This window comes from Mesorhizobium sp. B1-1-8 (assembly GCF_006442795.2).
Lineage (GTDB): Bacteria > Pseudomonadota > Alphaproteobacteria > Rhizobiales > Rhizobiaceae > Mesorhizobium.
This window is the reverse complement of the sequence record NZ_CP083956.1, coordinates 2,598,127-2,623,703: the sequence shown is the minus strand read 5'-3', so window position 1 is coordinate 2,623,703 and position 25,577 is coordinate 2,598,127. Positions and strand designations below refer to the sequence as shown.

Genomic DNA, 25,577 nt, shown 5'->3' with positions numbered 1-25,577 from the left:
CGGCGCCATGCGCCGGTCTCGAAAGGGAAACGATGCGATTGCGCGTTGAAATCTTGGCAGCGCTGATCCTAGGGGCTTTCGCCTGGCCGGCGGCGGCACAGCAATGTGGCGGCGATTTCGAGGCCTGGAAACAGGGCGTCGCGGCAGAAGCCAAGGCGGCCGGCGTCGGCGCGGTCGGCCTCGACGCGCTGGAAGACGCCACTATCGATCAGAAGGCGCTGGCGCGCGACCGCGCCCAGGGTGTCTTCACCCAGACCTTCACTGAATTCTCGAACCGCATGATCTCGGCCTACCGCTTGAGGCAGGGCGCCGCCAATCTGAAGAAATATGCCGACGTCTTTGCCCGCGCCGACCAGCAGTTCGGCGTGCAGCCGGCCGTCATTGCCGCCTTCTGGGGCCTGGAAACCGATTTCGGCGCCGTGCAAGGCGACTTCCATACGCTGAACGCGCTGGTCACGCTCTCGCATGACTGCCGACGCCCGCAGCTTTTCAGGCCGCAATTGGTGCCGTTGCTGACCCTGATCGATCGCGGCGTGCTGCCGCCCGACGTCGAGGGCGCCTGGGCCGGCGAGATCGGCCAGACCCAGATCCTGCCGACCGATTACCTCGGCCACGGTGTCGACGGCGATGGCGACGGCAAGGTCGATCTCAGGAACAGCGCGCCGGACGTCATCATGACCACGGCAAACAAGATCCTGTCGCGCGGCTGGAAGCGCGATCAGCCCTGGATCGAGGAAGTGCGCGTTCCCGACGACATGCCCTGGGACCAGACCGGCCGCACCAACAAGCTGCCGCTGTCGCAATGGGCTCAATGGGGTGTTACCGAACCCAATGGCAATCCGCTCATCGACAACGGATTAAAGGCCGGCCTCGCCCTGCCGATGGGCCGCAAGGGTCCTGCCTTCCTCACCTACGACAATTTCGACGTCTATCTGGAGTGGAACCAGTCCTTCACCTACGCGCTGACCGCGGCCGCCCTTGCGTCGCGGCTTGCCGGCGCGCCGCAATTCGACCCGCGCACCCCCGATCCGGGCCTTAGCAGCGACCAGATGAAGACGCTGCAGACCAAGCTCGAAGCCAGAGGCTACGATGTCGGCACCGTCGACGGCATTCTTGGCACCAACACCCGCGAGGCGATCCGCAAGGAACAGATGCGGCTTGGAATGCCGGTCGATGGCTGGCCGACGCCGGAGCTACTGGCGAAGTTGAATAGTGAATAGTGAATAGTGAGTAGTGAGTAGTGAGTAGTGAGTAGTGAGTAGTGAGTAGTGAGTGGTAACTCGGATTGACTTCACTTTATATAGGTGGATTTTCACTATTCACTATTCACTATTCACCAATTCCCTAATCCGCCATCGTCTCCAAACTCGCAAACCCCACCGGCGCGTCGCCTTCGTCGAACGGCGTCGTCACCTCGACGAAGGTATCGGGATAGAAGCCGTTGAAGCGGGTCCGCAGCGACAGCGAATAGGCGCCGATATGGCCGATCTCGATCCAGTCTCCGGTGTCGACCGTTTCCGGCAGCCAGAAGGGCCTGGACAGGATATCGACGGAATCGCAGGTCGCGCCGCAGACCTTGAACGGCACGATCGTCTTCTCGTCGCCATTGCGTGTGCGGATTGCCGGGTCGGGGATGAAGCGCGCCGGCAGCGTGATCTTGCCGGTCCATGAATCCGACAGCGACGCCCAGATGCCGTCATTGATATAGAGCCGCTTGCCCTTGCGCAGCAGCACGCGCACGATCAGCGACAGGCAGCGCGCCACGATCACCCGCCCCGGCTCGGCCACCAGCGGCATCTCGTCGAACTGATATTCCTTGAGGTCGCCCGCCAGCCGCGACATCAGCTGTCCAAGCGAAGGCATCTCGATCTGCTTGCGGTTGGGATCGTGGCCGTATTCGGCCGGAAAGCCGCCGCCGACATCGAGCCCCGCAATGTCGAAGGTCAGCCGGTTGCGCACCCAGTCTGCCGATGCCAGTGCGCGCTCATAGGTGTCCGGGTCCTCGATCTGGCTGCCGACATGAAAGCACAGGCCCACTCTGTAGCCGGTGCGGTTGAGCCGTTCGGCGAGCTCCACCGCGTTGGCGGGGCCGGCGCCGAACTTCTTCGACAATTCGTAAGCCGCGTGCCCCTTGGTCTGGATGCGCACGAACACACTGATTGCGCCCGGATCGATGTCGAGCGCCCGCACCACACGCGTCAGCTTGGTGATCTCGTCCTCATGGTCGAGCGAAATGACACGGATGCCGTATTTCTCCAGCGCCAGCTTGATGTCGGACTGCGCCTTGACCGGATGCATGTAGAGCATCTCGGCATCGGGGGAGACGGCGCGCACGGCGGCGAATTCGCCGGGCGAGGCAACATCGAAGGCGCCGACGCCGGCGTCCACCAGCGTCCTGAGCACGATCTGCTCGCCATTGGTCTTCACCGCATAGGCGGTCTTGCCGGGAAACATACCCATGAACTGCAGGGCATCGGCTTTCAGCACTTGCGGGCGGAAGCAGTAGACAGGGTCGTCCGGGCGAAGGGCGAGCGCCGCCTCGCTGGCATTTTCGAATCGCTGCATGGACGAATCCCCAATCTGAAGCGCGCACAATTAATCCTAGCTAGCCGCCAAAGAAAACAGTTCTGTGTCTGGCCTTCCTTTGCGGCCGGCCGCACCATTTCGCGGCAATGCTAAACCACCGGTCAGGTTTCGGGTGGCCCTTGCCGCCAGACCGGATATCGGTTGGAGATGTTTGACGGGCCGAATTGCGATCGGCCCCGGGAGAGGGCTGACGACATGACGATCACCGCCGGCACCGCGCCGACGCGCGGACCGATGACATTAAGGGATTGGGCGCAACTCCTGCTGCTCGGCGCGATCTGGGGCGGCTCGTTCTTCTTCGCCCGCATCGCCGTCTCCGAGATTCACCCGCTGGCGCTGGTGCTGTTTCGTGTGGCGATCGCCGCGGCGGCGCTTCAGCTCTATCTCGGGCTGCGCGGCCCGTCCTTCCGCCTCGCCTTGCCGCATGCCGGCCTGTTCTTCCTTTTGGCGCTTACCAACAACGTCGTGCCCTTCTCGCTGATCTTCGCCGGCCAGACCGAGCTCGGCGCCGGTGTCGCGTCCGTGCTCAATGCGACGACGCCGTTCTGGACGCTGATCCTCGCCAATGCGCTGACCACCGACGAGAAGCTCACCTGGAACAAGCTTGCCGGCATCGCGCTCGGCGTCGCCGGCACGGCGGTGATGATCGGTCCGGGCCTGCTTGCCGGGCTCGGCGGCCCGGTCTGGGCCAAGTTCGCGCTGATCGGCGCTTCCGTGTCTTATGCAGTGGCGCTGATGATCGCGCGCCGCTTCAAGGGCGTGCCGTCGCCGGTCATCGCCACCGGCCAGCTGACCGCCTCGACCGTCCTCATGATCCCGGTGGTGCTCATCGCCTATGGTCCAGCCGGGCTGTTTTCGGCCTCGCCGCCGGTCTGGGCAGCGGTGTTTTCGCTGGCGCTGCTGTCGACCGCCTTCGCCTATATCCTCTATTTCAACCTCGTCGCCTCGGCCGGCGCCACCAACGCCTCGCTGGTGACGCTGATCGTTCCGGTCAGCGCCGTGCTGCTCGGCTTTTTGTTCCTCGGCGAACGACTCCAGCTGTTCGAGATGGGCGGCATGGCGCTGATCGGACTCGGCTTGATCACCATAGACGGGCGCTTGTTCGGCCGATGGTAGCGGTACCATGCCACAGCGCCGCCATAATTTATTCACAACTTCTTAGCCGGTTTTTGCCGAAGAGTTTCAACGGCTAAACAGCAAATTGCGGGTCGCGGATTCCACAATCGCGTCGCATTGCAGCATATTTTCCGCTTGCCTGTGGCACAAATGACCCTAGACTCCCGCCATAGCTCTTGACAGGAGGCTATGACATGGGACTGACGAGGCCAATCAACGCATTGATGATTTGCGCAGCGTTCGCATTCATCTGCGCCCTTATCATAGGTGTTCTTCCGTAACCGCCAGAGCGGAACGAACAAAATTAGCTGATAATCAAAAACTATTCGAAAGGCCGGGTTTTCTCCCGGCCTTTTGCATTTCATTCTGCCCACATAAAGTTCAGGCCGCCGCCGATCCGGCTGCCTCCGACTCATGCGAGCGGATGCCGATCATGTGACAAATGGCAAATACCAGATCGGCGCGGTTCATCGTATAGAAATGGAAATCGCCGACGCCGCGCTCGACCAGGTCGAGCACCTGCTCCGCCGCCACCGCCGATGCCACCAGCGCATGCGTCTGCGGGTCGTTCTCGAGCCCCTCGAAGCGCTCCGCCAGCCAGGCCGGCACCAGCGCGCCGCAACGGGCCGAGAAATTGGCGACCTGGGTGAAATTATGCACTGGCAGGATGCCCGGCACGATCGGGATGTAGATCCCGGCGCGGCGCGCCCGCTCGACATAGCGCTCATAAAGATCGTTGTCGAAGAAGAACTGGGTGATCGCCCGCGTCGCGCCATTGTCGACCTTGCGCTTCAGCATGTCGATATCGGTGGCGAAATCGGGGCTTTCCGGATGCTTTTCCGGATAGGCCGAGACCGAGATGTCGAAATCGCCGACGCTCCTCAGCGCCCCGACCAGCTCGGCGCCGTTGGCATAGCCATCGGGATGCGGACGGTAAGCGGTTCCCACGCCGGCGGCCGGATCGCCGCGCAAGGCCACGAAACGGGTGACACCAAAGTCGGTGAATTCCCGGATGACGGCGTCGACCTGATGGCGGGCCGCATCGACGCAGGTCATGTGCGCCGCCGGCGTCAGCGTCGTCTCGTTGAGGATGCGCTTCACCGTGCGCGCGGTGCGCTCCCGGGTCGAACCGCCGGCGCCGTAGGTCACCGAGACGAATTTCGGCTTGAGCGGCTCCAAGCGGGTGACCGTATCCCAGAGCCTTGCCTCCATCTCGTCGTTCTTCGGTGGAAAGAACTCGAACGAAACCCTGACTTTGTCGCCAATGTCGGGGCGGCGGGAAAAGCGGAACTGGTTCATCAGGCTGTTTCCCTTGCTGGCAGCGTGTCGTTGGATGGATCGGCGATCAGCAGGCGGCGATCGCGGCCGAGCCAAAGCTTGACGGTAAGGCTTGCTTCATTCCCGGCGCGCGGCTCGAATTCCTGGCTGTCCTCGAGATCGAGGCCTGCTTCCGCGAACCACTCCGCGATCTGGCGGTCGGAAAAGCCGAGCCGCATATGCGCATGCTGGTCGCGCAGGAATTCCAGCGCATGCGGCGCGAAATCGACGACGATCAGCCGACCTGATGGGCGCAGCAGCCGCGCCGCCTCGCCGATGGCGCGCGCCGGATCGTCAAGATAGTGCAGCACCTGATGGATGGTGACGAGATCGAAGGCGTTGCGCTCGACCGGCGGCGAGAAGATGTCGCCCTGGCGCACCTGCGCATTGGCCACACCGGCCTTGTCGAGATTGGCGCGCGCCACCGTCAGCATCTCGCGCGACATGTCGATGCCGATGCCGCGCCGGTAAAGCGGCGAGAAGATTTCCAAGAGCCTGCCCGTGCCGGTGCCGAGGTCGAGCATCGACTGGAACGGCCGTTTGCCGACGAGCTTGAGCAATGCCGCTTCCACCGCGCGGTCCGGCACGTGCAGCGAGCGGATTCGGTCCCAGCTTGCGGCATTTTCCGAGAAATATTCGGCGGCGCGGTCCTGCCGCTTGCGCTTGACGGCTGCCAGCCGCTCGAGATCGCGCACCACCTGCGGATCGGCCTCACTTATGCTGGAGACCAGCCGCTGCACGAAGTCGCGCGAGCTGTCCGCATCCGACAGCCTGAAGAAGGCCCACGACCCTTCCTGGTAACGGCCGATAAGCTCGGCCTCGAGCAACAGCTTGAGATGGCGCGAGACGCGCGGCTGCGACTGGCCGAGGATCTCGGTGAGGTCGGAGACGGTGAGATCGCCGCGCGACAACAGCACCAGGATGCGCAGCCGGCTGGATTCGGCCGCCGCCTTCAATGTATCTACCATGGTGTCGAGCGGAGCATGCATGGGCGCGTTCTCGTTGAAAGATATAAAGATATGTTTATGTGGATTTTGATATCTTGGCAAGCGCTATGTCGCTTCCGGACAAGAAAATGGCGCAGCCGTGATCCGCTTGGCTATGCGGTTCTTCGCGGAAAAGACTGGGATGAAAACGATGTTCGAGACACGTGACGGTGAGCAGTTTCTGCAGACCGACCCGGCGGATATGCGGCCGGACGGCCATGTCGTCTTCATCGGCCATATCGTCTCGCCCTGGACGAGCCGTGAGGAATGCCCCAAGAACATGCGCGCCGCCCGCGAGGACGGACGGACGGCAACCATCCTTGTCGGCGAGCCTTTCCGCCCTGGGCTGCAAAACCTCGACCGCGCCAGCCACATCGTCATCCTGTCCTGGCTCAATCACGCGCCGCGCAATTTGATCGTGCAGAAACCGCGCCATGCCGCTGAACCGAAAGGGGTTTTCTCGCTGCGCTCGCCTGCCCGGCCGAACCCGGTCGGGCTGCATGTCGCGAAACTCGTCGCGCTCGATATCGAGGCTGGCCGCATCGAGATCGATGCGATCGATGTGCTCGACGGCACGCCGGTCATCGACGTAAAACCCTATTATGCCTCGACCGACGCTTTCCCCGACGCGACCATTGCCGGGCGCGACGAAAAATGAGCGCGCCGACCGGCCGCCGCCGCGCCATCGCCAAGGCGCTCACGGCATTGCTGCCGCTCGCTCCCTATGCGGACATGGAAAAGATCCGCGCCGACGCCGGTTCGGTGCATATGAAGAGCTTGCCGCCGTCGATCGCCGTGTGGCTGGCAACCATCGCCCATGTTCGCCACGCCCATACCGACTACGAAAAGCTGCTCGCCGAAGGTTACGACCGGGATTCGGCGCGCTTCTTCGTCATTGGGCGGACCAACGAGGTGCTCACCCGTTGGCGGGCGACACGGCTGCTTCAGGAACATGACGAGGAAGAATGAGAACTGCTGGCCCGTATATGCTTGTTCGGTCTGCTTCCGAGGCCAAGCAGCACGGGCAGGCTGGCTCTATCTCATCAGGGACGCCGCGATAGCCTGCGTTGTCATATCGAGGAGGACGATCGCGATGAGCCAGAACGCTGCCGCCAGGCCCCCCGGGTCGCCGCCCCTGCTCTCGGACCGCCATGTCGACCCGCATGCCTATCCCAGCGGCGTCGCTTTTCTCGACGGGCAATATCTGCCGATGTCGCAAGCCAAGATCTCGGTGCTGGACTGGGGTTTCCTGCACTCCGACGCCACCTACGACACGGTGCATGTCTGGGATGGCCGCTTCTTCCGGCTCGACCTGCATCTCGACCGTTTCTTCGGCGGGCTGGAGCGGCTGCGCATGTCGATCCCGTTCGACCGTGAGCACGTCGCCGAAATCCTGCATGATTGTGTCGCGCTCTCCGGCCATCGCGCCGCCTATGTCGAGATGCTTTGCACGCGCGGCGCCTCGCCGACCTTCAGCCGCGATCCGCGCCAGTCGATCAACCGCTTCATGGCCTTCGCCGTCCCCTTCGGCTCGGTCGCCAATGCCGAGCAACTGCGCCGCGGCCTTCACGTCGCGATCAGCGACAAGGTGCGCATCCCGCCGGCCTCAATCGATCCCTCGATCAAGAACTACCATTGGCTGGACCTGGTGCGTGGGCTCTACGATGCCTATGACCGCGGCGCCGAAACCGCGCTCGTCCTCGACTTCAACGGCAATGTCGCCGAAGGCCCGGGCTTCAACGTGTTCTGCGTCAAGGACGGCAGGCTGTCGACGCCGGCCGTCGGTGTTCTGCCCGGCATCACGCGCCGCACTGTCTTCGATCTTTGTGCCGAAGCCGGGCTCGCCGCGATTGCCGCGGATGTCAGCGTCGCCGCCCTCAAGGCGGCTGACGAAGTCTTCATCACCTCGACTGCCGGCGGCATCATGCCGGTGACGACGGTCGACGGCATGCCCGTGGCCGACGGCAAAGTCGGCACAATCACCGATCGCCTGATGCGGCTCTACTGGCAAAAACATGAGGATCCGGCCTGGTCGAGCGCAGTGCGCTATTCCTGACCTCGATCGCCGCTGTCCAAATATTTCCGGCGCCGCCGCTGGAAAAACCCGGTGTTCGCCATATATGGCAGAAACGGAGATACCTCCGCTTATCCCCAAAAATCACGCCCCCATGGGCAAGGAACACCGATCATGACAGATAAGGTTTGGTTCATCACCGGATCGTCGAAGGGCTTTGGCCGCGTCTGGGCCGAGGCTGCGCTCGCCCGCGGCGACCGCGTCGCCGCCACTGCTCGCGATGCCGGCACCCTCGCCGACCTCGTCGAGAAATATGGCGACAAGATCGCGGCTCTGAAACTTGATGTCACCGACAAGCAAGCCGTCGAGGCCGCAATCGCCGAGGCGCACAAGCGCTTTGGCCGGCTCGACGTCGTCATCAACAATGCCGGCTACGGCCATTTCGGCGCCATCGAGGAAGTCAGCGAGCGGGAAGCCCGCGACCAGATCGAAACCAACGTGTTCGGCGCGCTCTGGGTCACCCAGGCCGCCTTGCCCATCATGCGGGCGCAGCACTCGGGCCACATCATCCAGATCTCCTCGATCGGCGGCGTCAACGCCTTCGCCTCGCTCGGCCTCTACCATGCCTCGAAATGGGCGCTGGAGGCGTTCAGCCAGTCGCTCAGCCTCGAGGTCGCCGAGTTCGGCATTCATGTGACCCTCGTCGAACCGGGTGGCTTTTCCACCGACTGGGCCGGCCCGTCGGCCAAGGTGTCGAAGCAGATCGAGGCCTATGCTCCGGCCCGCGCCGCCATGGCGGAGCGCCGCAGCCGCGCGGTGGCCGGCGATCCAGAGGCGACCGGCCCCGCGATGTTGGCGATCGTCGACGCAGCCGAGCCGCCGCTGAGAGTCTTTTTCGGCGACGGCGGCCTGCCGATGATCAAACAGGAATACGCCAACCGCATCGCCACCTGGGAAAAGTGGGACGATGTTTCGGTCAAGGCGCAGGGCGCCAACAAGAACCGCAAGGCGGCTTGAGGTACGATCCGGCCGCGTCGCAAAACGGCGGCGCGGCCTTCTGCAATAGCGCTGATTATCCGCGATAGATCCACTGCTCTGGCACGCGCACGGAAATCTCCTCACCGGCCTTGATCGTGCCCGGCTTCTCGACCCAGGCGACGAGGCCGCGCAGCCGTTTCGCCGCCTTCGGGAACAGCAGCGCTCCCGCCTCGTGATCGGCCATGCCGGCATTCTCGGCGATGGAGCGGCCGGCGATGCGGCAAGGCCCGTTCTGCGCGTCGACCTTGATGGTCACGCCGCCCTTGAAGAACAAAAGCGAGCCGGCCGGCAGCATGGAAAGCTGCGGCACGCCCTCGATCAGCAGGTTGGCGCCGATCCATTCCGGCTTGATCTGCTTGAGTCCCATGCGCTCGGCGACGATGGCGAGCTCGTCGGCCGCCACCAATGACAATTGCCGTTCGTTGCGCATTTCGGTGCCGCGCGGATACCAGGGCTCGCGCCCACCGGAGCGCCGCGTCGCGCCGGCATGAAAGTCGCCCTCGATGCCGTCGAAGCCGAGCCGCAATTCCTCAACCGGCCTGGTTTCGAAATGATCGAACGGCGCCGCATACAGCGCCGCCGCTTTTGCGGTGATTTTGCGCGCGGGGACGATATCGGTCGGAGCCTCGGTCGCCGGGAAGAGGTCCGGATTTGTTTTCGTATCCTGCATATCGCTGGTCTAGAGACCCTCCCTCGCGCGGTCCAGTCGAAAGCGCTGATGGTCCGATCAGGCGACCTGATGGCCGATCACGACTTTCTTACCGGAAACGCCGGCGCTTTCCGCTATGCGGCATTGCCGCCGTGCGGCAAACCTGAACCATAACTCGGGAGGACGTTCGATCATGCAACCCGCATCCGCAATTGCGGCATTGTGGCTGGCCTGGGTCGTGTCCTGGGCCGCAGCCGCCTTCTGGTCCGATCCGGCGCAAAAGCGCGCCGGCGTTCGAGCTGAATTCAGCTATCGTATTTTGTGGCTGGCCGGCACGATTCTGCTATTCGTTCCGGCGCATGGCTATGTCGGCAGGCTTCGGCTCTGGATGCCGACCCTTGCAGAGGCGTGGATCTGCGTCGCGCTGATCGCCGTCGGCATCGCTTTCGCCTGGTGGGCGCGCCTGCATCTCGGCCGGCTGTGGTCCGGCACCATCACCGCCAAGGCCGATCACCGTGTGGTCGATACCGGACCCTACGGCTTGGTCAGGCATCCGATCTACACCGGCCTGCTGCTGTCAATCCTCGCTACCATGGCTGCCAAGGGCACGGTCTGGGGCATCGCCGGCGCCGCCTTGCTGCTCATCGGCATCGTCGTCAAGGCGAAGCTCGAGGAGAACTTCCTGCGCGGCGAGTTGGGCACCGCCTACGACGACTATGCCAGGCGGGTGCCGATGCTGGTGCCCTTCGCACCGGCGTAAATAGCGGCGATTTAAAGCATTTTCAAAAGGGCGCCGCCGATCGAATAGCCGGCGCCGAAGGCGCAGAGCAGGCCGAAATCGCCGGCCTTCATGTCGGCGTGGTTCTCCGACAGCGCCACGATGGCGCCGGCGCCTGCGGTGTTGCCGAGGCGTTCCAGCACCATCGGCGCGCGGTCGTGGTCGACATCGTGACCGAAGGACAGTTTCAGGATCATCGCGTTCATGCGCGCATTGGCCTGGTGCAGCCAGAAGCGGCGGATGCCCTGCGGCGTCAGCCCATGCTCGGCCAGGAACTCGACGATGAATTTGTGCCCGGCGACCGTGACTTCCTTGAACACCTTGTTGCCGACCTGCTTGATCAGGTTGCCCACCAGATCGATCCTATAGGGATCGTCCTGGGCGGTGCGGGTGTGATAGCCAAGATTGGTGCGGATGTTGTTCGACATCTGTGTCCAGGCGCGCGTGTCGAGCACCTCGAAGCGCCCCGGCCGCTTCTCGCCTTGCGCCAGCCCCTCGACGACCATGGCCACCGAAGCATCGCCGAAGATGAAATGCGTCTGCCGGTCGCGGAAATTGAGATGGCCGGTGATGATCTCGGGCGTCGAGACCAGAATGCGCTTGTGCGCGCCCGCGCGCACCAGATTGACCGCGACATGCAGGGCGGCCGCGGCGGAAGAGCAGCCAAGCCCCATGTCGAAGCCGGCGCCCTTTGTGCCGAGCGCCTCCTGCATCTCGATGGCAATCGCCGGATAGGGCCGCTGGTGATGCGAGGCCGAGCATATCACCAGGTCGATATCCGACGCTTCCACGCCGGCGTGGGCAATCGCCTTTCTGGCCGAAGCAATGCCGAACTCCGCCTCCAGCGACAGCGCATCGTCCGGCCGCGCTGGAATGCGCGGCGCCATTCGGGTCGGGTCGAGGATGCCTTCGCGCTCGATGACGTGGCGCGTCTTTACGCCCGAGGCATGGACGATGAAGGCGCTGTCGGATTTCTGCAGCAACTCTTTGTCGGTCCCGGCGCGCCGCGCATTTTCGGTGTCGACCCAGCTGTTGAAGCTCTCGACCAGCTCTTCATTGGTGATGACGGGTTCAGGGATTTCGGCGCCGATGCCGCTGATGATGACGCGATGCATGTCCAATCCATCCGGGGGCACGGAGCCCGAAGCGAACCCGCGCTACCCATGTCGCATTTGGCCGGTTTATGCCAGCTTAAATCGACAACCGCCGCGGGCACTGCGGCGCCCCAAGCCTGGCATCGCCAGGTATCGTTCCGGCGGGCCAAAGCATGTCTCCCGAAAGTGTGCAGCGGTTTCGGGACAAAGACATGCTGAAGATCAAAGATTTAAAGCATGTCACGTGAACCCTTTTTCACGCGACATGCTTTAAGCCCGCTTGGCGATGATGAAAATACGCGGGAAGCGCAGCAGCACCTTGCCGTTCGCCGTCTTCGGATAGGCCTGTGCGATCCTTGCCGTATAATGCTCCAGGAACAGCTTTTTCTCATCCGCATCGAGTGGATCGAGGAACGGCTTCAACCCGGTCGCCTTGACCCATTCGACGATCGCTTCGGCATCGGCGAGCGGATGGTTGTAGATCGTGTGCCAGATATCGAGCCGGTCGGCGAGCGGCGATAAAAGGTCGTAGTAGAAGGACACCGGCGGCAATGGCCCGCGCGCCGCACCGTCGAGCTTCGCCGAGAACGGCATCTCGGCCGCCGTATCCCGCATCATCTGATGCGAGGGCTCGCCGAGATTGTCCGGCATCTGGACGGCGAGCGCGCCGCCGGGCGCCAGCAATCCCATCAGGCGCTGGAATACCGTCGGATGCTCAGGCAGCCACTGGAAGACGGCGTTGGCGAAGATGACGTCGACCGGCTGCTCAGGCTGCCATCTGGCGGCATCGGCCAACGCGAAGGTGACACCCGGCAGCCGCGCCCTCGCCTTCTCGATCATGTCGGGCGAGGTGTCGAAGCCGCTGACCTCGGCATCCGGCCAGCGCTCGACCAGAAGCTCGGTCGAATTGCCGGGCCCGCAGCCGATGTCGACGACGCGGCGCGGGAAATCCACCGGCACCTGCGCCACCAGGTCCCGCGCCGGCCGCGTGCGCTCGTCCTCGAACTTCAGATATTGGGCGGCGGACCAGTCAGGTTTCGTCCTGGTGGCTGTGATGCTCATCGATAGACCTCGCGACGGTTGCCAACTTCCACAATCAGAACAACCAGACGGCTATCCTGGAATTGAGCGATGATCCTGTAGTCGCCGACGCGAAAACGCCAAGCCTCTGCCTTGGTCGCGGTGAGCCGCTTGGCAAGGGTTTTGGGTTGGGATGGGACGATACCCTCTGGTGCAGGAATTCAAGAATGTGGCGCCGATCTTTTGTGGACAACCGTTCGATGTCTTTCACGGCTCCTGGCGTGAACTCGACACGCCAGTTCATTCAGCGGCGGGCTTCTTGCGACGTTCCTCGGCTTCACGAAGCTCAAGCTTCCGCATCACGTCCTCCAGCGGAATGCGAATGCCGTCGTCATTCCCCAGACGCTCGTCAGCGATCTTGGCGTCCTGCCAATCCTCGATCGCCTCGAGAATGGCTTCTGTCGCGACCTGATCTGTCGAACGACCGCTGGCCTTGGCCATGGCGGTCAGCAGCTTCTCGGCTTTCTCAGGCAGTTTTACTGTGATCATATGGAAGCTCCATTAGACCAATTTAGGTCAAACCGGGGATGCTCGCAACGGATTGAAGCCTACCTCGTCAGCCGCTTGTGCGTCATGCGGTGCGGGGCCGCCGCTTCGGCGCCCAGGCGGCGCAGCTTGTCCTTCTCGTATTCCTCGAAATTGCCCTCGAACCATTCGACATGCGCATCGCCCTCGAAGGCGAGCATGTGGGTCGCCATGCGGTCGAGGAACATGCGATCGTGGCTGATGATGACCGCGCAGCCGGCATAGGCTTCCAGCGCGTCTTCCAGCGCGCTCAGCGTTTCGGTGTCGAGGTCGTTGGTCGGTTCGTCGAGCAGCAGCACATTGCCGCCGCCCTTCAGCATCTTGGCAAGATGCACGCGGTTGCGCTGGCCGCCCGAAAGGTTGCCGACCTTCTGCTGCTGGTCGCCGCCGCGGAAGTTGAAGGACGAGCAATAGGCGCGGCTGTTGACCTCGTGCTTGCCGAGCTTGATGACCTCGGCGCCGCCCGAAATCTCTTCCCATACCGTCTTGTTCGGGTCGAGCGCGTCGCGGCTCTGGTCGACATAGCCGAGCTTCGCCGTCTCGCCGATGCGAATCGAGCCGGCATCCGGCTTCTCCTGGCCGGTGAACATCTTGAACAGCGTCGTCTTGCCGGCGCCGTTCGGGCCGATGACGCCGACGATGCCGCCCGGCGGCAGCTTGAAGGACAGATCTTCGATCAGAAGCTCGTCGCCAAAACCCTTGTTGAGGCCTTCGACCTCGATGACGACATTGCCGAGCCGCTCGCTCGCCGGGATGACGATCTGCGTGTCGGTCGGCTTGCGGTTCTGCGACTGCTCGACCAGCTCTTCATAGGCCTTGATGCGCGCCTTGGACTTGGTCTGGCGCGCCTTCGGCGAGGACTGGATCCACTCGCGTTCGCGCCAGATCGACTTCTGGCGGGCGTCGTCCTCGCGGCCTTCCTGGATCAGGCGCTTGGCCTTGGCGTCGAGATACTTGGTATAGTTACCCTCGTAGGGGATGCCGCGGCCGCGGTCGAGCTCGAGAATCCAGCCGGTGACATTGTCAAGGAAGTAACGATCGTGGGTGATGATCAGCACCGAGCCCGGATAGTCGCGCAGATGCTTTTCCAGCCACGCCGTCGTCTCGGCGTCGAGATGGTTGGTCGGCTCGTCGAGCAGCAGCAGATCCGGCTGGCGCAGTAGAAGCTGGCAAAGCGCGACGCGGCGGCGCTCGCCGCCCGACAGGTTGGTCACTTCGGAATCGCCCGGCGGGCACTGCAGCGCATCCATCGCCATCTCGACCTGCTGCTCGAGGTCCCACAGGTTCAGCCTGTCCATCTCGTCCTGGAGCTTGGCCGACTCGTCGGCCGTCTCGTCGGAATAGTTCATCATCAGCTCGTTGTAGCGCTCGATGATGGCGGTCTTCCTGGCGACGCCCTCCATGACGTTTTCCATCACGGTCTTGTTGGGGTCGAGCTGCGGCTCCTGCGCGAGGTAGCCGACGGTCGCGCCTTCGGCCAGCCACGCCTCGCCCTGATACTCCTTGTCGAGCCCGGCCATGATGCGCAGGATGGTCGACTTGCCCGAGCCGTTGGGGCCGAGAATGCCGATCTTGGCGTCCGGATAGAAGGACAGATGAACGTTATCGAGCACCTTCTTGGTGCCATAGGCCTTCGACAGGCCGGACATGTGATAGATGAACTGGCGAGCCACGCGCGCTTTCCCTGAAAACTGAAGTGTCGGTTGGATGGAGATTGCGCGCTATGTAGGCGATGCAGCGGCCAACGGCAATCGCTTTCGCCATGCCGCGGTCAATCCCGCGGCTTGCGCAAGCTCGCAAGTTCCCGCAGACAACGCCGAAATCCGCGCCGTCTGCGCACTGGACGTGCCGGTGGCCCGGCTCTTCTACTGGAACCCGATCGGGTCGACCGTGCCCTTCGGGCAGCCGGCCTTGCTTGTCGGCGCCGAGGCCATGAGCAGATCGCTGAGCTTGCTATCCGCAGCGATCGGGCCCGAGAGGCCGAGCGTCAGTTCGCCGATCAGCCGCCTGCCGCTCGACGGATCGACCAGGCAGGACACGCGCACGCGCTCGCCGGCGCCGGCGCCGAAAGCCTGGTCGAAGGCGCTGCGGATCTGGTCCGACGTCAGCTGCTTGCCGACATTCTTGTTGAAGAGATCGCGCACCGGCGAAGCGTTCACCGCCCGCATCAGATTGAGCGCATCGGAGAAATAATCCTGCTGGTTCTTGCCGTAGCAGGTGCCGTGCTTGATCCACTCGTGGCGTTCGAGCTTGGAAGCCGTGCCCGGCATCACCTGTTCAAGCTCGGCGCGCGTGTTCGCGTCGAGATTGACCGGCGGCAGGTCGCCCCAGTGGGATGGATTATCATTGGCCTTGTCGCTTCCCGACACCTGGCAATAGAAATTGCCGTTCGGCTGCGGCCACAGCCCATGAAGCGTGAAGTGCGAGGCATCGAACTCGCCGGGGCTCTGCGCCTTGCATTCGGGCTTGCTGGCCTTGGTTTCGCAGAAGGCCGGCTGCCAGCTCAGCGCGAAGACATATTCCGGCTTGCCCGAGACCTGTTGCGACGGCCTAGTGGTCTGGTCGGAGGGCGCCGTCGTGGTTGACGCACTGCCGCCGCTGACATGGCCGCAGCCGATCTTCACCCAGCGCCGTTCCGGATCGGCGCCCGGCACCTGGATGAGATAATGGCTTGGCTGGTCCTTGTTGCCGGCCAGAAGCTGATAGCTCTGCCCGGCCTCGGTCGAGACATTGCCGGGGTTCTTGCCGCTCTTGATGGCCTGCGTCGCCGGACAGGCGCTGTCGGCCACGAAGGTGCCGCTCATTTTGACGTCGGCATGCGCCGCGTTGACGCCGGCGGCGCACAGAAAAACCGAACCCCACAGTGCCCAAACCCGCATTCCCGCTCTCCCGGCAGTTGATTGCAACAAATCAGTATTGGATTGTCACACTAGAACAGTCGGCGTGTCAGAATTGCGATCTTTTTTCGCCGGGCGAAAAAAACAATCTCCCGCTGAACGCTTCCAGGCTGCGCTGATCGAACGGCTCTGCCCTTGACGCCGATCAGCCGCTCCCCCAACAGTCGCGGAGGGAGCGAGACATGCCATTCGACAAGCAGATCAGGCTGGCCTCACCGACAGGGGCCGACCTCAACCTTAATGTGAAACAGGCGGGGGCAAACCCGCGCGCCGTGGTCCAGATCAACCATGGGCTGGCCGAGCATGCGGCGCGCTATGCCCGCTTTGCCGATTTCCTCGGGGGCCGTGGCTTCCACGTTTATGCGCATGACCATCGAGGCCATGGCGCGACGAAGGCACCCGACGCGCCGCTCGGTAAATTCGCCGATACTGATGGCATCGCCAAGGTGATCGCCGATGTCGGCGCGGTCCATGACCTGATCGCGTCCGAGCATCCGGGATTGCCGGTCATCGTCTTCGGCCATTCGCTCGGTGCCTCGATCGCGCTGAACTTTGTCCTGCGCCATTCCGGTCGTGTCCATGCCGCCGCGATCTGGAACGGCAATTTCTCGCAAGGCCTGCTCGGGCAGCTGGCATTGGGCATTCTCGGCTGGGAACGGATGCGGCTGGGCTCCGACGTCCCTTCTCGGCTTTTGCCGAAGCTGACCTTCCAGGCCTGGGGCAAGGCGGTGCCCGATCACCGGACCTTGTTCGACTGGCTGTCGCGCGACCCGGCCGAGGTCGACAAATACATCGCCGACCCGCTCTGCGGCTGGGACGCCTCGGTGTCGATGTGGCGCGACGTGGTCAAAATGGCGCTTTACGGCGGCAAGAACAGCAGCTTTGCCGATGTGCGCCGCGAACTCTTCGTCAATCTTGTCGGTGGCGAGAAGGATCCCGCGTCGGATTACGGCAAAGCCGTCAACCACCTGGCCGGGCGCATGCACATGATGGGCTTTTCGAATCTGGTTTCAAAAGTTTACGCCGACACCCGCCACGAAAGTCTGAACGAGATCAATCGCGACGTCGTCATGGATGATTTCGCCGCCTGGACCGACCGCGTGCTGAAGTGCTGACCGGTGTGGCCCATCGCATGGGCCGTGACAGGGTGGCCTGCGATTGATAGAGCCTTCGCTTCGTTAAACCACGGTGATCCCATGTCCGAACCGGCGATGGCCGAACCTCCGCTCAAAGGCATCCGCGTTATCGAACTCGCCCGCATCCTGGCTGGCCCCTGGGCCGGGCAGTTGCTCGCCGATCTCGGCGCCGATGTCATCAAGGTCGAGAGCCCGGATGGCGGCGACGATACCCGCAAATGGGGTCCGCCCTTCGTCATGAGCCACGACGGCGTGAACCTGTCGGCCGCCTATTATCACTCCTGCAACCGCGGCAAGCGCTCGATCGCTGTCGATTTCTCCAAAGCGGAAGGCGCCGACACGCTGTGCCGGCTGGTCGCCACTGCGGACGTGCTGATCGAGAACTTCAAGCTCGGCGGCCTGAAGAAATACGGCCTCGACTATGACAGCCTGAAGAAGCTCAACCCGCGCCTCGTCTATTGTTCGATCACCGGCTTTGGCCAGGACGGCCCCTATGCGCCCCGTGCGGGCTACGATTTCATCATCCAGGCGATGGCCGGCATGATGTCGATCACCGGCGAGGCCGGGCGCGAACCGCAAAAGGCCGGGGTCGCCATCTCCGACCTGTTCACCGGGCTTTACTCGGTCATCGCCATCCAGGCGGCGCTGCGCCATGCGGAAAAGACCGGCGAAGGCCAGCACATCGACATGGCGCTGTTCGACAGCCAGATCTCGGCGCTCGGCAACCAGAACCTCAATTATCTGGTCTCCGGCAAGTCACCGGTGCAGATGGGCAATGCGCATATGAACATTGCGCCTTATGAGGTGCTGCCGGTGAAGGACGGCCACATCATCCTGGCGATTGGAAATGACGGCCAGTTCACCAAATTCTGCGCCGCGGTCGGTCTCGCCGACCTGCCAGCCGATCCCGATTTCGCGACCAATCCTGCCCGCGTCGCCAACCGCGCGAAACTGCGCGAACTGATCATCGAGACGTTGAAGACCTGGGATCGCGATCCGCTGCTGGCAAAACTTGAGGCAGCAGGCGTGCCGGCGAGCCCGATCAACACCATCGGCCAGATGTTCGCCGACCCGCAGACGATCGCGCGCGGCATGCGGCTCGACCTCGACGACGGCCATGGCAATTTGCTGCCATCGGTGCGGGCGCCGATGCTGATGTCGGGCACGCCGCTGGTCTACGAGCGCCCCTCGCCGCGCCTTGGCGAGCACACCGCGGAAATCCTTGCCGAACTGGAGAGATCCGAAAAATGAAGACAGGCGGACAATTGATAGTCGAGGCGCTGGAAGCCAACGGCACCGACCGCATCTTCTGCGTACCGGGCGAATCCTATCTGGCTGTGCTCGACGCGCTGCATGACTCGCCCATCCGCACCATCGTCTGCCGCCAGGAAGGAGGTGCGGCGATGATGGCAGACTGCCAGGGTCGCCTGACCGGCAAACCCGGCATCTGCTTCGTCACCCGCGGCCCGGGCGCCACCAATGCCTCGGCCGGCATCCACATCGCCATGCAGGATTCGGTGCCGCTCATCCTGTTCATCGGCCAGGTCGCCAGCCACGCCAAGGAGCGCGAAGCTTTCCAGGAGGTCGACTACAAACGCTTCTTCGGCGACATCGCCAAATGGGTGGTCGAGATCGATGATGCCGCGCGCATTCCCGAATTCGTCACCCGCGCCTTCGCGGTGGCGACTTCGGGCCGGCCTGGCCCCGTGGTTATCTCGCTGCCCGAGGATATGCTGACCAGCGAGGTCGAGGCGCCGGAAGCCCTTCCGCACACGCCGGTGGAGACGCGTCCCGGCGAAGCAGAGCTCGACGCGCTGGAGATGCTGCTTGCCGGCGCCAAGCGCCCATTCGTCATTCTCGGCGGCACGCGCTGGGACGAAGAGGCAGTAGCGCGGATGCGCACGATCGCCGAAGCCTGGTCGCTGCCAGTCGGCTGCTCTTTCCGGCGCCAGATGCTGTTCGACCACCTCCATCCGAACTACGCCGGCGATGTCGGCATCGGCATCAACCCGAAGCTGGCCTCGGCAATCAAGCAGGCCGACGTCGTGCTTTTGATCGGCGGCCGCATGGGCGAGATGCCATCCTCGGACTACACGCTGCTGAAAAGCCCCTATCCCGACCAGGCGCTGGTGCATGTCCATGCCGACGCCGGCGAACTTGGCCGCGTCTATCGGCCGACATTGGCGATCAACGCCTCACCCTCGGCCTTCGTCGAAGCCTTAGCCGGACGCAAGCCGGCTTCGGAGCCAGCCTGGACAGCCGAAGCGCCAAGGCTGCACGCCGCCTATCTCGAATGGTCGACGCCGCCCGAGACCGGCCCCGGCCCGGTTCAGATGGGGCCGATCATGAATTATCTGGAAAAGGCGCTGCCCGAAGACGCCATCTTCACCAACGGCGCCGGCAACTACGCCACCTGGGTGCATCGTTTCCACCGCTTCCGCCAGTTCGCGACACAGGCCGCCCCGACATCCGGCTCGATGGGCTACGGCACCCCGGCGGCGGTCGCGGCCAAGACCCTGTTTCCGGACCGCGAGGTCATTGCCTTTGCCGGCGACGGCTGCTTCCTGATGAACGGACAGGAATTCGCCACCGCCGTGCAGTACAGCCTGCCGATCATCGTCATCGTCGTCAACAACGGCATCTACGGCACCATCCGCATGCATCAGGAGCGGGAATATCCGAGCCGCGTCGTCGCCACCGACCTCAAGAACCCGGATTTCGCCGCGCTCGCCCGCGCTTATGGCGGGCATGGTGAGCTGGTGGAGAAGACCGCCGACTTCGCGCCCGCCTTCGAGCGCGCGCGCGCCAGCGGCAAGCCGGCGATCGTCGAGATCAGGCTCGATCCCGAGGCGATCACGCCGACCCGCACGCTGACGCAAATCCGCGATAAATCATGACGCGACGGACAGGGCGGTTACCGCCCTGTCCTGCCGGCAGGCCTGCGCTACATCGTCGTCGCAGCCTTCTCGATCTGGCCGCGGATCTCGCCGTCCGGATTGGCCTTGGTGTGGATGTTGACGTAATATTTGCCGGCCTCCAGATCGGCCGCCTGCGCATCGGTCAGCATCGCCGATCCCTTGATCGGGCTCTTGAGTTTCTTGAACGGAATTACGGGATCCGCGTTTGCGCCCATGTCCGCCGGGCCGTGAATATGCCCGGCCGTCGCCGGCCCGCTGAGGCCGGAATATTTGACGTTCCAGGTCAGCTTCTTCTTGGTGGTGTCGAAGGTGAGGGTGGCGGTCCCCTTGCCCTTGGTGGTGACAGGCGGGCTCTGCTGGCCGCCGTCGAGCGTCGCCTTGTACTTCACCATATCGGCCATGGCTGGCGATGCGAAAAGGAAAGCCGTCGAAACGACGATCGCCGAAAGCATCGGCGACATAGACTGGATGCGCATTGAGAACCTCCGTTGGCTGTCGCATCCGTCACGGCCCCTCGACGCGCGAATGCGTCGATGCAACGGCTGGACGGCCGGATGTATCCCCCGGTACACATTTATTTTACCACCACGCATGAAAAAGGGGCGGTCGCCCGCCCCTTTCGATGTCAGCCGTTGAGAAGCGGCCTTACTTGACCGCTTTGTCGGTGATGGCGGTGGTGTAGGCGCCGGTCGGCTCCTTGGTGATGATCTTCTGGTCGAGCAGCGCCTTGGCGGTGCGCTCATAGGTCGCCGGGTCGAGCTTGCCGTCGGCATTGTCGACCAGCTTGGCGACTTCGCTCATCATCCGCTTCTGATGGTTCTCGTCCTGGCCGCCATTGTCCATGACGATGCCTGCCGCCTCGTCGTTGTGATCAACGGCATATTTCCAGCCCTTCATCGAGGCGCGCACGAAGCGCACCATCTTGTCGGCGAAGGCCGGATCCTTGAGCTTGTCTTCCGACGCATAGAGCCCGTCCTCGAGCAGGTCGTTGCCCATCGCCGAATAGTTGAACACGGTCAGCTGTTCCGGCTTGTAGCCGGCGTCGATCAGCTGCCAGTATTCATTGTAGGTCATGACCGAGATGCAGTCCGCCTGCTTCTGGATCAGCGGCTGCACGTCGAAGCTCTGCTTCAGCACGGTCACGCCATCCTTGCCGCCATCGGTCTTGAGGCCAAGCTTGTTCATCCAGGCGTAGAACGGATATTCGTTGCCGAAGAACCAGACGCCGAGCGTATGGCCCTTGAAGTCGGCTTCGGTCTTGATCGGGCCGTCCTTCGGGCAGACCAGCTCCATGCCGGCCTTCTTGAACGGCTGGGCGATGTTGACCAGCGGCACGCCCTTCTCGCGCGCGGCCAGCGCGCCGCCCATCCAATCGACGATAACGTCGGCGCCGCCGCCGGCGATCACCTGCTCGGGCGCGATGTCGGGGCCGCCCGGCTTGATGTCGACGTCGAGGCCTTCCGCGTCATAGAAACCCTTGGCCTTGGCGACATAGTAGCCGGCGAACTGCGCCTGCGTGACCCATTTCAGCTGCAGCGTCACCTTGTCGGCCGCCATCGCCTGGAAAGCGGCCAGCGACATCGCGCCGGCCAAAGCAGAAATTACCAGTCTTTTCATGTTTTTACCCTCTGAAGTTAGCACCCAAACCCACCGCCCCTATCCACCACGGACAGAGGGATGCCAAAACGTGACGGCTCTCTCGACAAGAGCGACCACGCCATAAAAGACCGAACCCGCAAGTGCTGCAACTGCGATTTCGGCCCAGACCATGTCGATATTCATCCGCCCGACTTCGGTCGAAATGCGAAATCCCATGCCGACGACCGGCGTGCCGAAGAACTCAGCGACGATGGCGCCGATCAGCGCCAGCGTGGAGTTGATCTTCAGCGCGTTGAAGATGAACGGCATGGCCGCCGGCAGCCTGAGCTTGAGCAAGGTCGGCCAATAGCCCGATGCATAAGTGCGCATCAGGTCGCGCTCCATATGCCCGGATGCGGCAAGGCCCGCCACCGTATTCACCAGCATCGGGAAGAAGGTCATGATGATGACGACCGCGGCCTTGGACGGCCAGTCGAAGCCGAACCACATGACCATGATCGGCGCCACGCCGATGATCGGCAGCGCCGAAACCATATTGCCGATCGGCAGCAGGCCGCGCCGCAGGAAAGGCACGCGGTCGGCGAGGATGGCGACGGTGAAGCCGGCGAGATTGCCGACGACATAGCCGATCAGCACCGCCTTGAAGATCGTCTGCCGCACGTCCGATCCCAGGATCGGCAGTGAGTTGGCAATACGCGCGCCGATGGCGCTCGGCGGCGGCAGCAGGATGAAGGGGATGCCGGCTCCCCGTGTCACGGCTTCCCAGATGATCAGGATCCAGGCGCCGAAGATGGCGGGGATGACGAGGCGTAGCGCGGTCCGAGCCCAGTTCGCCGCAGGACGGAGCGTCGAAAGCACCGCCACGCATCGCCAGCCGAGCAGCCAGGCAGCTGCAAGGACAAAAAAGAAGGATATTCGGGCGGTGCCTTCGTTTCCTACCAATCCGCGCATCAGCACCCAGACCGCGCCATGCGAGCCAACAAAAAGGCAGATTGCAGCGCACACCGGTGGAAATTGATCCATCTCGATCGCAAGCAGCAGCAGGAAGAAAATCAAAGCCGCTGCCGCCACGTTGTAGCCGGGTGTGGCATTGGTAAGCGGCCATAAGAATATGGCACCGGCGATCAGGGCAAGCGCGGTAAACCCCTGCCAGGAGCGTGGCCCTATGTTGGCAAGGTCCAGGAGCGTACTCATGCCGGCCTCCCGCCCATGGCGCGATCAACCAGCCGGCCGGCGATACCGACCACCATGACCAGCAGCGCCGCCACGACCGAGCCTGCGACCAGCGCCGACCAGATGTCGATGGACTGGCTGTAATAGGCACCGGCCAGAAGCTTCGCTCCGATGCCGGCGACGGCACCCGTCGGCAATTCGCCGACTATGGCGCCGACCAGGCTTGCCGCCACCGCCACCTTCATCGAGGTGAACAGGAACGGCACCGAGGCCGGCACGCGCAATTTCCAGAAGGTCTGCGTAGGGCTGGCATTGTAGGTGTGCATCAGGTCGAGATGCATGATCTCGGGCGAGCGCAGTCCTTTCACCATACCGACGGCGACCGGGAAAAACGACAGGTAGGTCGAGATCATTGCTTTCGGGATCAGGCCGGTGATACCCACCGCCGCCAGCACGACGATGATCATCGGCGCCACCGCCAGAATGGGAATGGTCTGCGAGGCGATGATCCACGGCATCAGGCTGCGCTCGAGCGTCGCCACATGCACGATGCCGACGGCGATCAGGATGCCGAGCGCGGTGCCGAAGGCGAAGCCGAGCAGCGTCGAGGACAGCGTCACCCAGGCATTGTAGACGAGGCTGCGGGTCGAGGTGACCGGCCGCAGAAAAGTGTTCTCGAAGAAATTCACCGCCACCTGATGCGGCGCCGGCAGCGTCGGCTTGGGCTGCGACAGCGTCTTGCCGACGAATTCGACGGCGCCGGGTGTTTCGTTGGCTCGGCTGTCGAGATCGCGCTGGAACGGCGTGTTGAGGATAACGGCGAAGACATACCAGATCACCACCACGCCGGCGAGGATGGTGGAGACGGGGATGATTTTGGAGCGGAAGCTATCCATGCGGCACGCCTCCGCTCGGTGGCAGAGCGCGGCGCAACCCATCCTTCGTCATCCTAGGGCGGAGCAGGCGCGAACGCGCCTGCGCAGACCCTAGGATCCATTCCGTGACGTCAGTCGAAGGGCGGACGTGGTCGAGAATATCCGACTGGCATGGCGCGGCGCGGGGAACCATGTTCCGCGCCGCTGTAGCGCTCGGAAGTAACGGCATGGATCCTAGGGTCTGCGCCGCGTCGCTACGCTCCTTGCTCCGCCCTAGGATGACGATGGCGTTGTTAGCTCGTCCCGCTGCGCAGGCGACGTCGCGCCTGCTGCGCCCCAGGATGACGAAGGCGCGGTTGGCCGTCCCCTCACCCGGCCTCCGCTTCGCTCCGGCCACCCTCTCCCCGTGGGGGAGAGGAGGAAACTCATCCCCCTCAATCATCATAACTGTGCCCTGCCCTGAGCCCGTCGCGCACGCGCGCCGCGATCGCCAAAAACTCCGGCGTCTCACGAATGTCGAGCGGCCGTTCCTTCGGCAGCGTCGATTCGATAACGTCGCTGACGCGGCCGGGCCTTGGCGACATCACCACGATGCGCGTCGAGAGATAGACCGCCTCGGGAATCGAATGAGTAACAAAGCAGATTGTCTTGTTGGTCCGGTCCCAGAGTTGGAGAAGCTGCTCGTTCAAATGATCGCGCACGATCTCATCCAACGCCCCGAACGGCTCGTCCATCAAGAGCAGGTCGGCGTCGAAGGCGAGCGCGCGCGCGATCGAGGCGCGCTGCTGCATGCCGCCCGAAAGTTGCCAGGGATATTTCTTCTCGAAGCCGGACAGGTTGACGAGCTCCATCGTGCGTCTGATGCGCTCCGCCTGCTCGGCCTGACCGAGGCCGATGATCTCCAGCGGCAGCGCCACATTGCGCTCGATCGTGCGCCACGGGAAAAGCGCCGCCGCCTGAAAGACATAGCCGTAGGCGCGTTTCTCGCGCGCCTGCTCGGGCGTCATGCCGTTGACCAAGATGGTCCCGGCCGTCGGCTTCTCCAGATCGGCGATGACGCGCAGCAGAGTGGTCTTGCCGCAACCCGACGGGCCGATGAAGGAGACGAATTCGCCCTTGCCGACGGTCAGGTCGACATTGGATAGCGCTTGCACCGGACCGTCACTGGTCTGGAAGGTGAGGCCGAGCTTGCTTGCCGAAACGACGGCTGGCGATTGTCCTGTCATTGGCAGCAGCCTGCCTTTCGCAGCCGCTGCCGCGCGGGATGAAATACGATTGCATTTGCGTTGATGTTGCTTTCCACTTGTCCAATCCCTCGACGCCGCCAGGAGCCTTGCCGATGCCGCCCAAACCCACTTGTCATCTTATTCGCCCCGAAAGCACTTATGAAGGCAAGCAGGGGCTGACCTATTTCGCCGGCATTGCCACCGAAACGGTCGGCTCGTCCGGCATCTGCATGCATGTGCTCACCATGCCGCCAGGCGCCCGCGCCAAGGCGCATATGCACGAAAACCATGAGACGGCGATCTACGTGCTGTCCGGCGAGGTCCACACCTGGTATGGCGACCGGCTCGAGCATCACATCGTCGTCAAGGCCGGCGACCTCTTCTACATTCCGGCCGGCGTCCCGCATCTGCCCGCCAATCTGAGCGGCGCGCCTTCTTCGGCGGTCATCGCCCGCACCGACCCCAACGAGCAGGAAAGCGTCGTCCTGCTGCCGGAACTGGATGCGCTGGTTGCCTGAGATCGGCATTGACGGGTCGGCAATCCACGTAAGCAATGCGGGCCGAACAATT

Annotated in this window: 26 protein-coding genes; 11 read left to right on the top strand and 15 right to left on the bottom strand. The window is 63.4% G+C overall.

Going from position 1 to position 25,577, the window contains the following annotated elements; all coding sequences use genetic code 11:
- Positions 1-32: 32 nt before the first annotated feature.
- Positions 33-1,220: a lytic murein transglycosylase gene (locus tag FJ974_RS12750; RefSeq protein ID WP_140530233.1), complete on the top strand. Its 1,188-nt coding sequence runs from the start codon at positions 33-35 to the stop codon at positions 1,218-1,220.
- A gap of 124 nt (positions 1,221-1,344) precedes the next feature.
- On the opposite strand, the gene FJ974_RS12745 is transcribed toward FJ974_RS12750, so the two are convergent.
- On the bottom strand, positions 1,345-2,565 hold the full coding sequence (locus FJ974_RS12745; RefSeq protein WP_140530231.1) for an alanine racemase: 1,221 nt from the start codon (positions 2,563-2,565) through the stop codon (positions 1,345-1,347).
- Between the two features lie 216 nt (positions 2,566-2,781).
- Between FJ974_RS12745 and FJ974_RS12740 the strand changes: the two genes are divergently transcribed.
- Complete coding sequence (locus tag FJ974_RS12740) at positions 2,782-3,702, top strand: DMT family transporter (protein ID WP_140530229.1); 921 nt, start codon at positions 2,782-2,784, stop codon at positions 3,700-3,702.
- A gap of 381 nt (positions 3,703-4,083) precedes the next feature.
- Here FJ974_RS12740 and metF read toward each other — a convergent pair whose 3' ends face one another.
- Positions 4,084-5,001: a methylenetetrahydrofolate reductase [NAD(P)H] gene (gene metF, locus FJ974_RS12735; protein WP_140530228.1), complete on the bottom strand. Its 918-nt coding sequence runs from the start codon at positions 4,999-5,001 to the stop codon at positions 4,084-4,086.
- Complete coding sequence (locus tag FJ974_RS12730; RefSeq protein ID WP_140530226.1) at positions 5,001-6,008, bottom strand: ArsR/SmtB family transcription factor; 1,008 nt, start codon at positions 6,006-6,008, stop codon at positions 5,001-5,003. The genes metF and FJ974_RS12730 overlap by 1 nt, the downstream gene beginning before the upstream one ends.
- A gap of 148 nt (positions 6,009-6,156) precedes the next feature.
- On the opposite strand from FJ974_RS12730, the gene tsaA reads away from it, so the two are divergent.
- From tsaA to FJ974_RS12710, 4 genes are all read left to right on the top strand, one after another.
- Positions 6,157-6,663 (top strand): tRNA (N6-threonylcarbamoyladenosine(37)-N6)-methyltransferase TrmO, encoded by a 507-nt coding sequence (gene tsaA / locus FJ974_RS12725; RefSeq protein ID WP_140530225.1) that lies wholly within the window; start codon positions 6,157-6,159, stop codon positions 6,661-6,663.
- Positions 6,660-6,974, top strand: coding sequence for a DUF2293 domain-containing protein (locus FJ974_RS12720; protein WP_140530223.1), 315 nt, complete (start codon positions 6,660-6,662; stop codon positions 6,972-6,974). Before tsaA ends, FJ974_RS12720 begins: the two co-directional genes overlap by 4 nt.
- Positions 6,975-7,098: 124 nt before the next feature.
- Complete coding sequence (locus tag FJ974_RS12715; RefSeq protein WP_140530221.1) at positions 7,099-8,061, top strand: aminotransferase class IV; 963 nt, start codon at positions 7,099-7,101, stop codon at positions 8,059-8,061.
- A gap of 132 nt (positions 8,062-8,193) precedes the next feature.
- On the top strand, positions 8,194-9,036 hold the full coding sequence (locus FJ974_RS12710) for an SDR family oxidoreductase (protein WP_140530220.1): 843 nt from the start codon (positions 8,194-8,196) through the stop codon (positions 9,034-9,036).
- A gap of 55 nt (positions 9,037-9,091) precedes the next feature.
- Here the strand turns inward: FJ974_RS12710 and FJ974_RS12705 are convergent, their stop codons facing one another.
- Positions 9,092-9,727, bottom strand: coding sequence for an MOSC domain-containing protein (locus FJ974_RS12705; protein WP_140530218.1), 636 nt, complete (start codon positions 9,725-9,727; stop codon positions 9,092-9,094).
- A gap of 172 nt (positions 9,728-9,899) precedes the next feature.
- Here FJ974_RS12705 and FJ974_RS12700 point away from each other — a divergent pair, with 172 nt between their 5' ends.
- A complete protein-coding gene (locus FJ974_RS12700) occupies positions 9,900-10,466 on the top strand; it encodes a methyltransferase family protein (RefSeq protein ID WP_140530217.1) in 567 nt (188 codons plus the stop codon).
- Positions 10,467-10,477: 11 nt separating this feature from the next.
- On the opposite strand, the gene FJ974_RS12695 is transcribed toward FJ974_RS12700, so the two are convergent.
- From FJ974_RS12695 to FJ974_RS12670, 6 genes are all read right to left on the bottom strand, one after another.
- Entirely contained in the window at positions 10,478-11,599 is a 1,122-nt protein-coding gene (locus tag FJ974_RS12695; RefSeq protein WP_140530215.1) for a beta-ketoacyl-ACP synthase III, read from the bottom strand.
- 249 nt (positions 11,600-11,848) lie between these two features.
- Positions 11,849-12,640, bottom strand: a complete 792-nt coding sequence (gene tam / locus FJ974_RS12690) for a trans-aconitate 2-methyltransferase (protein WP_140530214.1) — start codon at positions 12,638-12,640, stop codon at positions 11,849-11,851.
- A complete protein-coding gene (locus FJ974_RS30395) occupies positions 12,637-12,711 on the bottom strand; it encodes a type II toxin-antitoxin system RelE family toxin (protein WP_413468353.1) in 75 nt (24 codons plus the stop codon). Before FJ974_RS30395 ends, tam begins: the two co-directional genes overlap by 4 nt.
- A gap of 187 nt (positions 12,712-12,898) precedes the next feature.
- Entirely contained in the window at positions 12,899-13,147 is a 249-nt protein-coding gene (locus tag FJ974_RS12680) for a DUF6290 family protein (RefSeq protein ID WP_140530212.1), read from the bottom strand.
- A 59-nt stretch (positions 13,148-13,206) separates the two neighbouring features.
- The gene (gene ettA / locus FJ974_RS12675) at positions 13,207-14,856 is read right to left on the bottom strand and encodes an energy-dependent translational throttle protein EttA (RefSeq protein ID WP_140530210.1); all 1,650 of its coding nucleotides are present in this window, start codon (positions 14,854-14,856) and stop codon (positions 13,207-13,209) included.
- Positions 14,857-15,048: 192 nt separating this feature from the next.
- Positions 15,049-16,062 carry a ribonuclease T2 family protein gene (locus tag FJ974_RS12670; RefSeq protein ID WP_140530208.1) on the bottom strand — a complete coding sequence of 338 codons (1,014 nt, stop codon included), beginning with the start codon at positions 16,060-16,062 and terminating at the stop codon, positions 15,049-15,051.
- Positions 16,063-16,262: 200 nt separating this feature from the next.
- Here FJ974_RS12670 and FJ974_RS12665 point away from each other — a divergent pair, with 200 nt between their 5' ends.
- The 3 genes from FJ974_RS12665 (at position 16,263) to FJ974_RS12655 (ending at position 20,113) form a co-directional block, all read left to right on the top strand.
- Positions 16,263-17,195, top strand: a complete 933-nt coding sequence (locus tag FJ974_RS12665) for an alpha/beta fold hydrolase (RefSeq protein ID WP_140530206.1) — start codon at positions 16,263-16,265, stop codon at positions 17,193-17,195.
- A gap of 96 nt (positions 17,196-17,291) precedes the next feature.
- The gene (locus FJ974_RS12660) at positions 17,292-18,467 is read left to right on the top strand and encodes a CaiB/BaiF CoA transferase family protein (protein WP_140530205.1); all 1,176 of its coding nucleotides are present in this window, start codon (positions 17,292-17,294) and stop codon (positions 18,465-18,467) included.
- Positions 18,464-20,113, top strand: coding sequence for a thiamine pyrophosphate-binding protein (locus tag FJ974_RS12655; RefSeq protein ID WP_140530203.1), 1,650 nt, complete (start codon positions 18,464-18,466; stop codon positions 20,111-20,113). The genes FJ974_RS12660 and FJ974_RS12655 overlap by 4 nt, the downstream gene beginning before the upstream one ends.
- Positions 20,114-20,160: 47 nt before the next feature.
- Here the strand turns inward: FJ974_RS12655 and FJ974_RS12650 are convergent, their stop codons facing one another.
- The 5 genes from FJ974_RS12650 to FJ974_RS12630 form a co-directional block, all read right to left on the bottom strand.
- Positions 20,161-20,610: a CHRD domain-containing protein gene (locus FJ974_RS12650; RefSeq protein WP_140530201.1), complete on the bottom strand. Its 450-nt coding sequence runs from the start codon at positions 20,608-20,610 to the stop codon at positions 20,161-20,163.
- 169 nt (positions 20,611-20,779) lie between these two features.
- A complete protein-coding gene (locus tag FJ974_RS12645; protein ID WP_140530200.1) occupies positions 20,780-21,751 on the bottom strand; it encodes an ABC transporter substrate-binding protein in 972 nt (323 codons plus the stop codon).
- Positions 21,752-21,790: 39 nt separating this feature from the next.
- Positions 21,791-22,927: an ABC transporter permease gene (locus FJ974_RS12640; RefSeq protein ID WP_140530198.1), complete on the bottom strand. Its 1,137-nt coding sequence runs from the start codon at positions 22,925-22,927 to the stop codon at positions 21,791-21,793.
- The gene (locus FJ974_RS12635; protein ID WP_140530197.1) at positions 22,924-23,802 is read right to left on the bottom strand and encodes an ABC transporter permease; all 879 of its coding nucleotides are present in this window, start codon (positions 23,800-23,802) and stop codon (positions 22,924-22,926) included. Before FJ974_RS12635 ends, FJ974_RS12640 begins: the two co-directional genes overlap by 4 nt.
- 413 nt (positions 23,803-24,215) lie before the next feature.
- Positions 24,216-25,007, bottom strand: a complete 792-nt coding sequence (locus FJ974_RS12630; protein WP_140530193.1) for an ABC transporter ATP-binding protein — start codon at positions 25,005-25,007, stop codon at positions 24,216-24,218.
- Between the two features lie 113 nt (positions 25,008-25,120).
- On the opposite strand from FJ974_RS12630, the gene FJ974_RS12625 reads away from it, so the two are divergent.
- Entirely contained in the window at positions 25,121-25,525 is a 405-nt protein-coding gene (locus FJ974_RS12625; protein ID WP_140530191.1) for a cupin domain-containing protein, read from the top strand.
- The last annotated feature ends 52 nt before the right edge of the window (positions 25,526-25,577 follow it).

Coding starts and splice junctions, on each gene's coding strand:
- FJ974_RS12750 (WP_140530233.1), top strand. CDS start 33: ATGCGATTGCGCGTTGAAATCTTGGCAGCGCTGATCCTAGGGGCTTTC.
- FJ974_RS12745 (WP_140530231.1), bottom strand. CDS start 2,565: ATGCAGCGATTCGAAAATGCCAGCGAGGCGGCGCTCGCCCTTCGCCCG.
- FJ974_RS12740 (WP_140530229.1), top strand. CDS start 2,782: ATGACGATCACCGCCGGCACCGCGCCGACGCGCGGACCGATGACATTA.
- metF (WP_140530228.1), bottom strand. CDS start 5,001: ATGAACCAGTTCCGCTTTTCCCGCCGCCCCGACATTGGCGACAAAGTC.
- FJ974_RS12730 (WP_140530226.1), bottom strand. CDS start 6,008: ATGCATGCTCCGCTCGACACCATGGTAGATACATTGAAGGCGGCGGCC.
- tsaA (WP_140530225.1), top strand. CDS start 6,157: ATGTTCGAGACACGTGACGGTGAGCAGTTTCTGCAGACCGACCCGGCG.
- FJ974_RS12720 (WP_140530223.1), top strand. CDS start 6,660: ATGAGCGCGCCGACCGGCCGCCGCCGCGCCATCGCCAAGGCGCTCACG.
- FJ974_RS12715 (WP_140530221.1), top strand. CDS start 7,099: ATGAGCCAGAACGCTGCCGCCAGGCCCCCCGGGTCGCCGCCCCTGCTC.
- FJ974_RS12710 (WP_140530220.1), top strand. CDS start 8,194: ATGACAGATAAGGTTTGGTTCATCACCGGATCGTCGAAGGGCTTTGGC.
- FJ974_RS12705 (WP_140530218.1), bottom strand. CDS start 9,727: ATGCAGGATACGAAAACAAATCCGGACCTCTTCCCGGCGACCGAGGCT.
- FJ974_RS12700 (WP_140530217.1), top strand. CDS start 9,900: ATGCAACCCGCATCCGCAATTGCGGCATTGTGGCTGGCCTGGGTCGTG.
- FJ974_RS12695 (WP_140530215.1), bottom strand. CDS start 11,599: ATGCATCGCGTCATCATCAGCGGCATCGGCGCCGAAATCCCTGAACCC.
- tam (WP_140530214.1), bottom strand. CDS start 12,640: ATGAGCATCACAGCCACCAGGACGAAACCTGACTGGTCCGCCGCCCAA.
- FJ974_RS12680 (WP_140530212.1), bottom strand. CDS start 13,147: ATGATCACAGTAAAACTGCCTGAGAAAGCCGAGAAGCTGCTGACCGCC.
- FJ974_RS12670 (WP_140530208.1), bottom strand. CDS start 16,062: ATGCGGGTTTGGGCACTGTGGGGTTCGGTTTTTCTGTGCGCCGCCGGC.
- FJ974_RS12665 (WP_140530206.1), top strand. CDS start 16,263: ATGCCATTCGACAAGCAGATCAGGCTGGCCTCACCGACAGGGGCCGAC.
- FJ974_RS12660 (WP_140530205.1), top strand. CDS start 17,292: ATGGCCGAACCTCCGCTCAAAGGCATCCGCGTTATCGAACTCGCCCGC.
- FJ974_RS12655 (WP_140530203.1), top strand. CDS start 18,464: ATGAAGACAGGCGGACAATTGATAGTCGAGGCGCTGGAAGCCAACGGC.
- FJ974_RS12650 (WP_140530201.1), bottom strand. CDS start 20,610: ATGCGCATCCAGTCTATGTCGCCGATGCTTTCGGCGATCGTCGTTTCG.
- FJ974_RS12645 (WP_140530200.1), bottom strand. CDS start 21,751: ATGAAAAGACTGGTAATTTCTGCTTTGGCCGGCGCGATGTCGCTGGCC.
- FJ974_RS12640 (WP_140530198.1), bottom strand. CDS start 22,927: ATGAGTACGCTCCTGGACCTTGCCAACATAGGGCCACGCTCCTGGCAG.
- FJ974_RS12635 (WP_140530197.1), bottom strand. CDS start 23,802: ATGGATAGCTTCCGCTCCAAAATCATCCCCGTCTCCACCATCCTCGCC.
- FJ974_RS12630 (WP_140530193.1), bottom strand. CDS start 25,007: ATGACAGGACAATCGCCAGCCGTCGTTTCGGCAAGCAAGCTCGGCCTC.
- FJ974_RS12625 (WP_140530191.1), top strand. CDS start 25,121: ATGCCGCCCAAACCCACTTGTCATCTTATTCGCCCCGAAAGCACTTAT.